Annotated in this window: 10 protein-coding genes; 4 read left to right on the forward strand and 6 right to left on the reverse strand. The window is 54.7% G+C overall.

Annotated elements, in window-relative coordinates; translation table 11 throughout:
• Positions 1 to 1,639: ABC transporter ATP-binding protein (locus AC06ND_RS07445; RefSeq protein ID WP_475678358.1), on the reverse strand; the 1,639-nt coding region annotated here is incomplete at its 3' end.
• Positions 1,640 to 1,673: 34 nt separating this feature from the next.
• Positions 1,674 to 2,651: a M28 family peptidase gene (locus AC06ND_RS07450; RefSeq protein WP_475678359.1), complete on the reverse strand. Its 978-nt coding sequence runs from the start codon at positions 2,649 to 2,651 to the stop codon at positions 1,674 to 1,676.
• 84 nt (positions 2,652 to 2,735) lie between these two features.
• Here AC06ND_RS07450 and AC06ND_RS07455 point away from each other — a divergent pair, with 84 nt between their 5' ends.
• From AC06ND_RS07455 to AC06ND_RS07465, 3 genes are read left to right on the forward strand one after another with little or no spacing between them, the layout of a single operon-like run.
• A complete protein-coding gene (locus tag AC06ND_RS07455) occupies positions 2,736 to 4,748 on the forward strand; it encodes a tetratricopeptide repeat protein (protein ID WP_475678360.1) in 2,013 nt (670 codons plus the stop codon).
• The gene (locus AC06ND_RS07460; protein WP_475678361.1) at positions 4,738 to 5,541 is read left to right on the forward strand and encodes an MBL fold metallo-hydrolase; all 804 of its coding nucleotides are present in this window, start codon (positions 4,738 to 4,740) and stop codon (positions 5,539 to 5,541) included. The genes AC06ND_RS07455 and AC06ND_RS07460 overlap by 11 nt, the downstream gene beginning before the upstream one ends.
• A 5-nt stretch (positions 5,542 to 5,546) precedes the next feature.
• Positions 5,547 to 6,218: a hypothetical protein gene (locus AC06ND_RS07465; RefSeq protein WP_475678362.1), complete on the forward strand. Its 672-nt coding sequence runs from the start codon at positions 5,547 to 5,549 to the stop codon at positions 6,216 to 6,218.
• A gap of 72 nt (positions 6,219 to 6,290) precedes the next feature.
• Here AC06ND_RS07465 and pckA read toward each other — a convergent pair whose 3' ends face one another.
• Positions 6,291 to 7,892, reverse strand: coding sequence for a phosphoenolpyruvate carboxykinase (ATP) (gene pckA, locus AC06ND_RS07470; protein ID WP_475678363.1), 1,602 nt, complete (start codon positions 7,890 to 7,892; stop codon positions 6,291 to 6,293).
• A gap of 148 nt (positions 7,893 to 8,040) precedes the next feature.
• Between pckA and AC06ND_RS07475 the strand changes: the two genes are divergently transcribed.
• The gene (locus tag AC06ND_RS07475; protein WP_475678364.1) at positions 8,041 to 9,903 is read left to right on the forward strand and encodes a RecQ family ATP-dependent DNA helicase; all 1,863 of its coding nucleotides are present in this window, start codon (positions 8,041 to 8,043) and stop codon (positions 9,901 to 9,903) included.
• A 9-nt stretch (positions 9,904 to 9,912) separates the two neighbouring features.
• On the opposite strand, the gene AC06ND_RS07480 is transcribed toward AC06ND_RS07475, so the two are convergent.
• The 3 genes from AC06ND_RS07480 to AC06ND_RS07490 all read right to left on the reverse strand — a co-directional run.
• Complete coding sequence (locus AC06ND_RS07480) at positions 9,913 to 12,147, reverse strand: dipeptidyl-peptidase 5 (protein ID WP_475678365.1); 2,235 nt, start codon at positions 12,145 to 12,147, stop codon at positions 9,913 to 9,915.
• Complete coding sequence (locus AC06ND_RS07485) at positions 12,140 to 13,042, reverse strand: helix-turn-helix transcriptional regulator (protein ID WP_475678366.1); 903 nt, start codon at positions 13,040 to 13,042, stop codon at positions 12,140 to 12,142. Before AC06ND_RS07485 ends, AC06ND_RS07480 begins: the two co-directional genes overlap by 8 nt.
• Positions 13,043 to 13,045: 3 nt before the next feature.
• On the reverse strand, positions 13,046 to 13,822 hold a 777-nt coding region (locus AC06ND_RS07490; RefSeq protein ID WP_475678367.1), incomplete at its 5' end, for a helicase-related protein.

Genomic DNA, 13,822 nt, shown 5'->3' on the forward strand with positions numbered 1-13,822 from the left:
CGGACTCGGTGTCAAGTGCTGAGGTCGCCTCGTCAAGGATGAGGATAGGCGGGTTCTTCAGAATGGCGCGGGCGATGCTGATCCTCTGCCTCTGGCCTCCGGAGAGCTTGCCTCCTCGGTCGCCTATCATGGTCTCGTAACCATTTTCCTTCTCCATGATGAAGTCGTGGGCATTTGCGACCTTGGCCGCTGCCACCACCTGCTCCATCGTTGCGCCTTCCACTCCGAAGGCTATGTTGTTGAATATGGTGTCGTTGAAGAGTATCGCTTCCTGGTTGACGTTTCCGATGAGGGAGCGGAGGTCCTTGATCCTGACGTCCTTGACATCCTTGCCGTCGATGGTGATAGAACCTTCGACCACGTCGTGGTAGCGCGGGATGAGGTCCACGAGGGTGGACTTTCCGCTGCCGGACTGTCCCACGAGAGCTATGGTCTTGCCCTTTCCTATCTTCAGGTCAATGTCGCTGAGCACATCCTTGGCTCCTCCGTTGTAGCGGAAGCTTACGCCCTTGAACTCGATGCTGTCCTCGAACGAACTGAGGTCCTTGGGTTCCGCAGCTTCCTTGATGTTGTTCTCCGTGAGGAGTATCTTGTCGATACGCTCCATCGAAGCGAGGCCCTTGGGGATGTTGTATCCTGCCCTGGAGAACTCCTTGAGCGGCTGGAGCACGCTGTAGAGTATGATCATGTAGAATATGAAGGTAGGAGCGTCGATGATGGTCTTCTCATTGAGGATGAGGGTGCCGCCGAACCAGAGTACCAGCATGATCATGCATGTTCCGAGGAATTCGCTGACCGGATGGGCCGAAACCTGGCGTACCTGGACCTTTCCGTAGATGTCCCTGAAGCCATTGCAGGTGTCCTCGAACCTTTTCGACATCTTGTCCTCTGCGATGAAGGCCTTGATGATGCGCAGACCACCGAGGGTCTCGTCGAGCTGGGTCATGATGTCGCTCCACTTGGCCTGGGACGCGAGCGAATCCCTCTTGAGGGTCTTGCCGAGCGCGCTCATTCCCCATGCGAGCAGCGGAACCACGGTGACCGTGAAGAGGGTGAGCTGCCAGCTCAGGGTGACGAGGGTCGCGAAGTAGATGATTATGAGGATAGGGTTCTTGATGAGCATGTCCAGCGAGCTCATGATCGAATACTCCACCTCGTTCACGTCGCCGCTCATCCTGGCTACGATGTCTCCTTTCCTCTCATCGGTATAAAATCCCATCGGAAGCCCCATGAGCTTGTTGTATACCTGGGTCCTGATATCTCTTACGATACCGGTCCTGAGCGGAATCATCACAGCGGACGAACCGAAGTAGCATGCACACTTGAGGGCAGTGGTGATGCCGAGGAAAAGGCCGAGTATGAGCAGGGTGGTGGAACCGCCGTAGCTGACGATCAGCTGCTGCGCGAATGCATAGAAGTTGTTGAGGGCCAATTCCTTGATTCCCATACCCGGAGTGTCCCACGCGAGCATCTGGTACTCCGTGGTGTCCATCTTGAAGAGTATCTGCAGGATGGGGATTATCAGCGAGAACGAGAATACGTTGAAAATTGCCGAGAATATGTTGAGGAACACTGAACCGGCGAGATAGCTCTTGTACGGAGCCACGAATCGCTTGAGCAGTTGCCAGAATTCTTTCATCTTGGTGGATCTTAATCCTCCAAAGATAATGAATCTAGAGCATATTTTCAATCCAATGGAACATGAAAATGATGCGCTTTGCCAGCACGTCGAGCTTGAGGGTCTCGACCGTGTCGTCAGGCTTGTTCGTCTTCATGGTTATGCCGGAGGTGAAGAGGACCGCAGGAATGTTTTTCTGTACGAAAGGACGGAGGTCGGTCACTCTGCTGTAGAACATCTCCGTGAACCTTTCGCTGCCGTAATAGTCGAAGGCGAGATCGAGATTGGTCCCATAGTTCATGTTGACGAAGTTGGCTGTCACCTGCTTGCTCTTGGCTACGGTCTCGTTGCCGAGCATGATGATGAAATCCTCCCTTCCTGAACGGAGAGGGGCAAGCGACGAACCGATCTGGTCGATGTCGACGACCATGCGTATCTTGTTGATGCTGATGAGCTTCTTCGTGATCGGGTCCTTCAGTCTTGCGCTGCCGATGAGGCTGTATAGGGCCTCGGCACCTGCCATGCTGGCTTCCTTTGCATCCAGAGCCACGAAGAGTATGTTGCTGGAGTAGGTCCTGCCGAGAGTCTTCATGTAGTTGAACATGGAGGCTATGTTCACAAGCGAGGCGACTCCCGACGCGTTGCTGTCAGCACCCGGATATATCTGGTCATGGAGTATTCCGAGATGGTCGTAGTGGGCCATGACGATGATGTAGGTGTCCCTCGGAACCCTCTTCGATCCCGGAATCATGCCCATGATGTTGTGGCCGACCTTACCTTCCCCGAATCTGAAAGATTTCGAGTAGGTGTCGCTTACTGGCATGAGATTCGCTTTCTTGAAGTGGTCCACAACCCAGAACGCCGCAACGCTCGCTCCTTTGCTGCCCGGTGCGCGGCCTTCGCACATCTCGGAGGTGAGGAAACCGATCTGATCCTCAAGGTCACCGACGCCGACCATGTTGTCGACCCCCTGCGCGATACAGGTGATATCTACTGATATCAAGGTAAGTAGTATGAGGATTTTTTTGTACATTTGCAAATTGCGGATTTTGGACCGCCAAAAATACGAATTAATAGGACAATTAGGAAATTTTTAGTGCTGCGCAAGTTCAAAATAATGCTTCTGACGGCTGTGCTCCTGGTGGGTGCAAGCTTCGGCGCGCATGCCCAGTACGATACCGACGTGTTCTATATCCGTGGACGTCAGGCCTTGGCAGACGGAAAGTATGCGCAGGCGATAGATAACTTCAACATCCTGACCCAGCTTGACTCCACCGATTACTGGACCTTCTTCTTCCGCGGAATCGCAAAGTACGACCTCGGCGACCTCCGTGGCGCGCAGGCTGACTTCAACACTTCCGTCAGACTGAATCCTGTGTTCACGAACGGATACCACTATCGCGCGATCACGCTCAGCCGATTCGGACGCTACGAGGAAGCACTCGAAGACCTCGAGACTGCGGTGAGGCTCAGGCCGGGCTATGTGGGACTTTACTTCACCAGGGGAGTGACCTACTTCCTTTCTCAGCAGTTCGACAAGGCCATCTCGGATTTCGACAAATATATCCGAAAGGAGCCTAAGGATCCTTCCGCATATCTGAACAGGGGAGCATCCTACCTCTTCCTCGGCGATACCCTCAAGGCCGTGAACGATTACAACAAGGCCATCAAGATCGACCGCTATGATCCGGAAGGATTCATGCGAAGGGGCCGTGTCTATGCTGCTCAGGGTGACTATGACAACGCCATCGCCGACATGAACCATGCGATCGAACTCGACACGACCAACACCAGGGCCTATTTCGACAGGGCCATCATGGCGTATGAGCGTAACGACTATATGTCAGCGATGAGCGACCTGAACACCGTGCTGCGGCATGAGCCGGGAAACGCACTGTCACTGTACAACCGCGGACTCATCAACGCGCAGGTGGGTGAGTACGAGGCTGCGCTCGAAGATCTGGACAGGGTGCTGAACATCAATCCGGAGAACGTGCTGGCGTACTTCAACCGAGCGTCCGTGTTCATAAACATGGAACGCTGGGAAGATGCATTGGACGACTATGACATGGCGATTTCTCTCTATCCGGACTTCGCGAAGGCATATATGAACAGATCGTATGTGAAGCGGCAGCTGGGACGTCTGAAATCCTCGAAGGAAGACTACGACATAGCTCAGCGCAAGGTCCGCGAATACCGTGCAAAGAACAGCTCCGGTGAAGCGTCATTCGCCGATACGACCAAGAAATACAGCTCCCTGCTCGCTCTCGATGCGGATTTCGCGCAGAAGGACTTCGACGACGAGCTGCTTCAGCACAGGGATATCGACATCCATCTCCGTCCGCTCTACCGCTACGTGATCGATCCGAACAAGGACGCGGCCCAGTATGCGCTTTCACGCAAGTATGAGAATCCTCTCCTGACAAGGTTCGAAGGCACTTCCCAGGTTCCTGTGTCCATCACGGACAAGCCGGCGCGCCTGAATTCGGCAGAGCTCACGGCGCTCGAGCAGACACTCTACGATGACGACAGCGGAACAGCAAGGAACGCCTTCCTGCGGTCTATCTATGAAGGTGAAGGAAAACGATACAATTCGGCCCTGAACTACCTTGACATGGCGATTGACGCTGCAGTCGAAGGTCAGGACGCGGCCGACGGATATGAAAACTATTACAAGGGCTTCTACATGATGAACCGCGGCGTGCTTCGTGCCGAGATGATCGACTTCATCTCGTCCATGGACAACAGCGTGCAGGTTCTCACCATGGACGACGCCCACAATGCAAAGGCAAGGGTCAGGGATGTCTCGTACCAGCAGTACGACTACTCCGAGGCCATAGCCGATATGGAAGAGGCTGCCAAGCTGGCACCCGGCTTACCATACACATATTTTAACCTAGGAAACCTATATTGTCTCTCGTCGGAGCATCTTGCCTCCATCGAGAACTACACGAAGGCCATCAGCATCTATCCGTACATGGGTGATGCCTACTATAACCGAGGCCTCGTGCTCATTTATCTCAAGGACAAGGAGAAGGGTTGCATCGACCTTTCACGCGCCGGTGAGCTCGGCGTGGCAGAGTCCTATGCTGTAATCAAGAAATATTGCGAAGACGAGAATGATAGGTAACTTGAAATTCATGAGTTTCCACAGTGGTAGTTGTGGCAATTGCTATTACCTGGGTGATGGCAAGAAGGGAGTGATAATTGATGCCGGAGTGAGCCTCAGGCGCCTGAAGAAATACCTGGGCGACATGGGACTGAGCTACGACTCTTTCGGGGTGGTGCTGATCACGCACTGCCATCTCGATCATATCCGCCACCTTGGGTCCTTCTGCAAGAAGCTCCTCAAGCCGGTTTATACCACATCCATGATACATGGCGCCCTCGGCGCACACACCTTCACGCGCGACCATATCGGCTCATGCCGCAAGATCGCTGAACTCGGAGAATGGACCGAGGTGCTTCCGGAAGTCAAAGTGCGCCCGTTCGAGGTGGAGCACGACGCCAACCAGACCGTCGGCTATGCCATAGACTTCGAAGGATATAGGTTCGTCATCATGACTGACCTCGGAAGGGTTTCGGACGAGGCTGTCGAACTTTCACGTACCGCGTCAACTGTCGTCATAGAGTCAAATTACGACATCGACCAGCTCATGACCGGACCGTATACTCCGGAACTGAAGAAGAGAATACTCGAGGACAGCGGCCATCTCAGCAACGATGACTGTGCCCTTGCCCTCAAGAGGATAGCGCACGATGGTCTGAAGAACGTGTTCCTCTGCCACCGCAGCCACAACAATAACACGGAGAAACTCGCGTACAACTGCTCCAAGACGGCTCTCAAGGAGATCGGACGTGACGATATCGTGCTCCGTGTGCTTCCTCGTGACTACCCGTCACAGGAATTCATGTTAAAGTAGAAAAGATGAAATCGATTTCAAGATTGCTCGGTATGTTGGCTCTCGCGGCTGTTTCGGCATGTTCCTATGTGGATATGGCCGAACCCGTACCGGAATTCTACCTTCCGGAGGTTCTGTACGATGGCCAGACCTATGTGTTCAAGGACCTTGTGCCGAGAATCAGCTACCGGTGGTCTCTCAGTGACGAGTCTAATGCCTGGTTCGAGAACGACATGCTCGTCGCCTCGTCGCGAGACACCAAGGCCATAGTTGAGGAGGAGCACATGGCAAGACCTCTCACCGTTCTTGCCCAAAACCGCAGGCATCCCGAGTACACCTACGAACGTAAGACCGAGATACATCCATGGGAGCTCATATTCGTCGCCATGAATGACATGGCTCTCGGAGGAGGTAGCTGCTCAGTGGATGCTACTGTGAAGCTTGCGATGTATGATGTCGTAAGTCGAAAGGTCATAGGCGGCATCGACGACGGCAAGAGACTTCCCAAGTACAGGGACGTTGAGCTTGTCCTCGAGTCCATCGACCAGGAGTCCGGCTTGGAACTCATCGCCGCTGATGACGTGTTCATGACCTTCAAGGCAGTGCAGCCCGGAAGCTACACCGTAGTCGCCTCTCTCAAGAACGGCTCCCGCAAGGACAAGGACATCGTTGCCACCGCGACCCTGGTCGTAGAATAAAATATCAAGTGATAAAAATAAGAAGCGGCGTCCCGAAGGGCGCCGCTTCTTGGTTTATCGCTTGTGTTCCAATTAGCACTTAGGACCAGCAGCAACAAGGGCCTTACCAGCCTCGTTGGTGGTGTACTTAGCGAAGTTCTTAACGAAACGAGCAGCGAGATCCTTTGCCTTCTCCTCCCAGATAGCTGGATCAGCGTAGGTGTCGCGAGGGTCGAGGATTGCAGGGTTTACGTTAGGAAGTGAGGTAGGAACCTCGAAGTCGAACATAGGGATCATCTTGGTCTCAGCCTTGAGGATTGAACCGTCGAGGATAGCGTCGATGATACCACGGGTATCAGGAATGCTGATACGCTTGCCAGTACCGTTCCAACCAGTGTTAACGAGGTAAGCCTTAGCACCAGATACGTTCATCTTCTTTACGAGCTCCTCAGCGTACTTGGTAGGGTGAAGCTCGAGGAATGCCTGGCCGAAGCAAGCAGAGAAGGTAGGAGTAGGCTCGGTGATACCGCGCTCAGTACCTGCAAGCTTAGCGGTGAAACCTGAGAGGAAGTAGTACTGAGTCTGCTCAGGAGTAAGGATTGAAACTGGAGGAAGAACACCGAATGCATCAGCTGAAACGAAGATGACATTCTTTGCAGCAGGTGCTGAAGAACCTGGCTGGATGTTGTTGATATGGTTGATAGGGTAAGATACGCGAGTGTTCTCGGTAACTGACTTGTCGTTGAAGTCGATCTTGCCGTCAGCAGCTACGGTTACGTTCTCGAGGAGAGCGTTGCGCTTGATTGCACCGTAGATGTCTGGCTCATGCTCCTTAGAGAGGCCGATAACCTTAGCGTAGCAGCCACCCTCGAAGTTGAAGACGCCGTTGTCATCCCAACCGTGCTCGTCATCACCGATGAGGCGACGCTTAGGGTCGGTAGAAAGGGTAGTCTTACCAGTACCTGAGAGACCGAAGAAGATAGCGGTGTTCTCACCGTTCATGTCGCAGTTTGCAGAGCAGTGCATTGAAGCGATGCCCTTGAGTGGAAGGTAGTAGTTCATCATAGAGAACATACCCTTCTTCATCTCACCACCGTACCAGGTGTTGATGATGACCTGCTCGCGTGAAGTTACGTTGAAAGCAACGCAAGTCTCAGAGTTGAGGCCGAGCTCAGCGTAGTTGGTAACCTTTGCCTTAGAAGCGTTGTAGATGATGAAGTCAGGAGTGAAGTTTGCAAGCTCCTCAGCGGTAGGCTGGATGAACATGTTGGTCACGAAGTGTGCCTGCCATGCAACCTCAACGATGAAACGAACGGCCATACGGGTGTCAGCGTTTGCACCGCAGAATGCGTCAACGACGTAGAGGTTCTTGTTGCAGAGCTCCTGCTTTGCGATATCCTTAACCTTAGCCCAAACGTCCTCAGACATTGGATGGTTGTCGTTCTTGTAGCCCTCGGTAGTCCACCAAACGGTGTCCTTAGAGTTCTCGTCCATAACGATGTACTTGTCCTTAGGAGAACGGCCGGTGTAGATACCAGTCATGACGTTTACAGCGTCAAGCTCAGTGTTCTGACCTACCTCGTAACCCTCGAGGCCAGCCTTAGTCTCCTCAGCGTAGAGGACTTCGTAAGAAGGGTTGTGTGCGATCACTGTTGAACCAGTGATACCGTACTGTGTCAAATCAAGATTTGCCATAATTTTTTTATATGAATTTTAAGAGTTTCGTTCTAAACCGAAATTGTTGCAAATGTACAAATAATCGCAAACTTTAACAATACTTGCCTCGACTTATTTTTAATAATTGTGTGTTTTTCGTACTTTTGTGTGTCGTGGAACATGGACTATGACTCCTAGGGAAGTTTTGAAGGAATATTGGGGCTATGACTCTTTCCGCTCGGTGCAGGAAGAGGTCATAGATGCTGCGCTTTCAGGTAAGGATGTGCTTGCCCTGATGCCTACCGGAGGAGGCAAATCCGTGTGCTTCCAGGTGCCCGCCCTGATGAGCGAGGGTATAGCGATAGTCGTGACTCCGCTGATCTCGCTGATGAAGGACCAGGTGAGGAATCTCGAGTCCCGCGGAATACGCGCTCTGAGCATCCACATGGGTATGACCCGCAGGGAAGTGGAGCTGGCGCTGAACAACGCTGCATACGGCGGATACAAGTTCCTCTACCTCTCGCCGGAGAGGCTCTCGACCCGACTGTTCCAGGGCTATTTGAACCAGTTGGACATCAGCTACATAGTCGTAGATGAGGCCCATTGCATCTCCCAGTGGGGATATGACTTCAGGCCGGACTACCTGAACATAGGAAAGCTCCGCGAGCTGACAGACGCGCCGGTGATCGCGCTCACGGCTACCGCCACTCCGGAGGTCGCGTACGATATCATGTCCCGACTCTCCGGCACCGTCGGTGACAATGCCGGCACGAGCGAAGCATTTGCCCGGACTAGGGTGGCCCGGAGCCTTGCGCAGGGCCATCTGCGGAGCGAGGCCGGCATTGGCGCCGACGCAACAGATAAGAGCGAAGCATTTGCCCGGACTGGGGAAACAATAAGCAAGGCCCCGGGGAACTTCGTACTTGTGAAGACAAGCTTCGCCAGGGACAATCTCTCATACATAGTAAGGAACTGCGAGGACAAGCTCGGCAAGATGCTCGAGGTGTGCAACGGCGTCGCCGGAACGGGCGTCGTATATGTGCGTAGCCGCAAGCGCTGCGAGGAACTGTCCGCGTTCCTTATCGCGCAGGGCGTGTCAGCCTCCTTCTACCATGCAGGACTAAGCTCCTCGATGCGTGCCAAGAGGCAGGAAGAGTGGCTCGAGGGCAGCGTGAGGGTAATGGTATGTACCAATGCATTCGGCATGGGAATCGACAAGCCGGACGTGAGGTTCGTGATCCATTATGACGTCCCGGATAGCCCGGAGGCATATTTCCAGGAGGCAGGCCGCGCAGGAAGGGACGGCAAGCGCTCCTTCGCCGTGCTCCTGTGGAACACTTCAGACATCCAGCGTCTGCACCAGATCGGGACGGTATCGTTCCCGGAACTCGAATATATAGAGAAGGTCTATCACCAGCTCCACGCCATGTACGGCATCCCATACGACACCGGAATGGGCAGGGAACTGCGCTTCGACCTCGAGGCTTTCTGCAGCCAGTACAAGCTCAACCGCAGCCAGGCCTTCCATGCCTTGAAATACATCGAAAGGGAAGGACATTGGTCCATGGCGGACAAGGTCGACATCCCGACAAGGATACAGATTGCCGTGTCGAGACAGGAACTCTACGGGGTGGAACTCGAGGACCCGAAAATGAAGGAGTTCCTCGAGATGCTGATGCGCAGGTATACGGGTGTCTTCTCCTACACCGTGCCGATAGAGGAGGATTTCATCGCAAATGAGCTGGACATGAGCGTCGCCCAGCTGCGCCAGCTGATGTACAGGCTCGCGCTCAACCATGTGGTGAGATACGTGCCAGCTGCCGTGTCCGACATCATCTTCCTCCAGCACAACCATCTCCAGCCGAAGAACGTCTGCCTCAGCCCGGAGCGTTACCGCAAGCTCAAGGAATCGTTCTCCAAGCGCTCCGAGACCATGATAGGCTATGCCTCAGAGGATACCGAATGCAGAAGTCGCTTCCTCCTCAGGTATTTCGGAGAAAGCGACTCAAAGGATTGCGGAACTTGCGACGTCTGCCGCGCCCGCAGATAATCTTATACTTTACTTACACCATCTGTCAAGCCATCCGAAGAGCTCTCTGTGCCAGTAGAGCGAGTTCTGTGGCTGGATGATCCAGTGGTTCTCCTCCGGGAAGATTACGAGCCTGCTAGGAACGCCCATCATCTGTGCGGCGTTGAATGCTGCCATGCCCTGCTCGTAAGGAATGCGGTAGTCCATCATGCCGTGGATGCAGAGGATAGGGGTGTGCCAGTTGAGTACCATGCTCTCAGGATCATGAGCATAGTGGCGCACGGTCTTGGCTGCGGTAGAATAAGGTGCACCTGCCTGCTGGAGGCCACCGAAGGTCACGCCGTCGCCCTGGGCACCCATCTGACCAGGAGTATACGCAAACTCGCTGAGTCCGCCGTTGTCGAAGTTTGCGAACCACATTTCCTCGGTGGTGTACCACATCTGCTTCTCGTTGAAGATACCGGCATGGGATACGAAACAGTCATAGAGGTCTCCGTGGAGGCCTTCGAGCATGTATGCTGAGAATCCACCATAAGATGCACCCACGCACGCGAGCTTGCTCACGTAAGGCTGGCTCTTCATGTAGCGTCCTGCGGTGAGGTAGTCCTGCATGTTGAGTCCTACATAGTCGCCGCTGATCTCTTCCTTCCATTCCTGGCCGAACGCGGTGGTTCCGCGGCGGTTAGGCATGATCACGATGTAGCCGTTCTCTGCCATGAGCCTGTAGCACCAGCGGTAGCTCCAATCCTGGCTGTTGGTGCCCTGAGGACCGCCGAGTACGATCTCGACTGCAGGGTACTGCTTGCTCGGGTCGAACTTGGGAGGGTAGAGTACCCAGCACTGCATCTGCTTGCCGTCCACGGTCTCGAGCCATACGCTCTCAGACCTGGGAGCCTCGAGATTGCCGAGGAGATGGTCGTTCTCCTTGGTGAGTACGTTCCACTGGGCATAGCCCTGCTCGCCGAGGGTGAGCTTGATCAGCTCGACTGGGCGGTTGAGGCAGTAGTTGCTTGCGTAGAGGGTGTTGCCGCAGATGGCGAAAGGACTGAAGAAGTCGTAAGGCTCATCATCGGCGGTGAGCTGGCGGAGGCTGTCTTCGAGGGTCACGCGATAGAGCTTCTGGATGCCGTTGTCGAGGGCAGCGAAGACCATGCTCTTGCTGTCAGCATCCCAGACGAGACCGGACTTGTCGCGGTCGAGGCCGGCTGCAAGCTCACATGTCTCTCCGAACGAGATGCCCACGCTCTGACCTTCCTCGGCAGCAGAATATTTCACGTCGCAGACGAGTATCCTCTGTGCGTCGGCCTCATAGCCGTCGCGAGGCATTGAGATCCAGGCGAGCTTGCTTCCGTCAGGGCTCCAGAGAGGGTCGGTGTCGTAGCCGCCGTCACCCTTCACGGTGATGGTCGCGCCGGTTACGATGTCATATACATAGATACCGCAGTTGGTAGAGAATGCGTACTCCTTACCCATGTGCTTGCGGCAAGAATATGCGATATAGCGTCCGTTTGGTGACCAGTCGAGCTGCTCAGCGCCGCCGAAAGGCTCGGTAGGGAGCTCGTAAGGCTCGTCGCCGAGAAGGTCGAAGGAGTTCTCCGGAGTGATCTTCGCGCCGCCGAAAGGAGCGACATAGGTGCGAGGAGTCTCGGTTACCCAATGGTCCCAGTGACGGTACATGAGGTCCTCGGTAGCATAAGCCTGAGCCTTGTCGAGACCTGCGTCCGCCGGGCTGGAGAGCTTCTGATTCTTGATCGTAGAGATGTAGTATACGTTTGCCTGGTCAGGGGCGATCTTGAACTCGCCGATTCCTGCAGGCACGTCGCTGAGCTGGGTCTTCTTCACGAGCTTGCCGCCCTTGAGGGTGGCTTTCCAGATCTGACCGCCCTGGAGGTAAGCGATGGTCTTGTCGTCGAGCCAGCGTGCGTTGTTCACAGACTTGCCCTCATGGGTTATCTGCCTGCGGTTGGAGCCGTCGGTGTCGCAGATGAAGAGGTTGCGGCATGAACGGTTCTCCTCGATGGCGGTGTAGCTGACGCCATAGAGTATGGTCTTGCCGTCAGGTGAGAGCTGGGCGTCGGTGATTCGACCGAGCGAGAGGAGCACCTCAGGGGTCATGTGGTCACCGGTGAAAGGTGCCGCGACGCTGATCTCCTGCTGAGCTTTGCTCTCTGGCTTTTCTGTCAGGAATTTCAACATTGTGTAGAACGCGAATGTAAGGATCACCGTGCACAAGAGGCCGAGGATCCAGTTGAAGGTTTTACTCATATAGATTTCTAAGTTTGTTTATTTCCTCTTTCATGCGCTCCCTCAGGCTTTCCGGGGCGAGCACCTCTATCCTGTTGCCTCTTGCGAGTAGGTCCATCACGAGACTCTCGTTGGGGCAGACGCGGATTGCAAAGGTAGTGTATTCTTCGTCAGAATCGATAATTTCCTGACTTCCGTGCAGGGGGAGGTCGTTGAGGAAGCGCGCTTCGAGAACTCCCGCCCTGAATACGACCTTCTCGGACTTCTTGCCCTCGCTCAGGTAGACACCGTAGCTCGAGGCGAAGAGCTCTTCGACGTCGAATCTCGCAGGCATGCTGAACTCTTCGCCGGTCTCCTCCATGGACTTGATCCTGTCGAGTCCGTACACCCTCATTCCCTGCCTCTCGACGCACCATGCCACGAGGTACCAGCGCCTCGCGACCTCCTTCACTGCGTACGGGTACACGGTGAGCTCGGAAGAGGCGTCGCTGCTGTACTTCTGATACCGGATCTTCAGGACCATGTTGTCCTGCATCGCATTCATCACGTGGGTCAGATATTCATGGCCCGAAGGGACCTCCTCGACCGCGACGCGTCCCGACAGCAGGTCCTTGCTCTGGTGGAGCAGGTTGTTGACGGTGAAGGTGTCGATGAGCCAGCTGGTCACCGAATCCTGCTCGACCATGTCCTTACCGCCCGGAATGTAGTAGCGGTTGGTGCTTCGGTCGCACTCGATCCTGATACCGAAGATGTCCTCGATCATGCCCCTCTGGTGGTTGAAGGTGCTGCGTACGTACGGGGTGTCCCAGCGCTGTTCCCATTTGTCGAACAGCTCTTCGAGCGTGAGCCCCTTGTCGCCGACCCTGATGAAGGTCTGGATCAGCCAGATATATTTTCGAAGAAGTTCTCCAGTCATGTCCTAGCTTATGTTGCTGTAATCCTTTACGGTGTATTTGTCCTTGCGCAGCTCTGCGTTCAGCATTGCGTTCTCCGGATGCTCGAGCTTCGGATCTCTCGAGAGTATGAGGTCAGCATAGGAGCGTGCATCGGACAGCAGGATGCCGTCCTTTGCGAGCGAAGCGATTGCGAGCTTGATCGGAAGTCCGCTCTGCTGGGTTCCCTCGATGTCGCCGGGACCTCTCATCTTCATGTCCTCCTCCGCGAGCTCGAAGCCGTTCTCGGTCTGGACCATGAGTTCAATCCTGTGGCGGCTCTCCTTGCTGAGCTTCTGGCCCGTGATGAGTATGCAGAAGGATTCCTCGCTGCCTCGACCGACCCTTCCGCGCAGCTGGTGGAGCTGGGAGAGACCGAAGCGCTCGGCACTCTCGATCACCATCACGCTGGCATTTGGCACGTCGACTCCTACCTCGATCACCGAGGTCGCAACGAGTATGTTCGCCTTGCCGTCGGCGAAGGCCTTCATGTTGAAGTTCTTGTCGTCGTTGGTCTGCTTGCCGTGTACGATCGCGACCTTGTAGTCAGGGAAGGGGAAGGCACTTACGATGTCCTCGAATCCCTGTTCCAGGTTCTTGTAGTCCATCTTTTCGCTCTCGAAGATGAGAGGGTAGACCACGAAAACCTGCCTGCCTTTGCCTATCTCCTGCTTCATGAAATTATGCAGGGCGAGCCTCTTGTTCTCGTATATGTGCATGGTCCTGACGGGCTTTCTTCCCGGAGGCATCTCGAAGTCGGATCG

The organism is Candidatus Cryptobacteroides sp. (assembly GCF_056207615.1).

Coding starts and splice junctions, on each gene's coding strand:
- AC06ND_RS07450 (WP_475678359.1), bottom strand. CDS start 2,651: ATGTACAAAAAAATCCTCATACTACTTACCTTGATATCAGTAGATATC.
- AC06ND_RS07455 (WP_475678360.1), top strand. CDS start 2,736: ATGCTTCTGACGGCTGTGCTCCTGGTGGGTGCAAGCTTCGGCGCGCAT.
- AC06ND_RS07460 (WP_475678361.1), top strand. CDS start 4,738: ATGATAGGTAACTTGAAATTCATGAGTTTCCACAGTGGTAGTTGTGGC.
- AC06ND_RS07465 (WP_475678362.1), top strand. CDS start 5,547: ATGAAATCGATTTCAAGATTGCTCGGTATGTTGGCTCTCGCGGCTGTT.
- pckA (WP_475678363.1), bottom strand. CDS start 7,892: ATGGCAAATCTTGATTTGACACAGTACGGTATCACTGGTTCAACAGTG.
- AC06ND_RS07475 (WP_475678364.1), top strand. CDS start 8,041: ATGACTCCTAGGGAAGTTTTGAAGGAATATTGGGGCTATGACTCTTTC.
- AC06ND_RS07480 (WP_475678365.1), bottom strand. CDS start 12,147: ATGAGTAAAACCTTCAACTGGATCCTCGGCCTCTTGTGCACGGTGATC.
- AC06ND_RS07485 (WP_475678366.1), bottom strand. CDS start 13,042: ATGACTGGAGAACTTCTTCGAAAATATATCTGGCTGATCCAGACCTTC.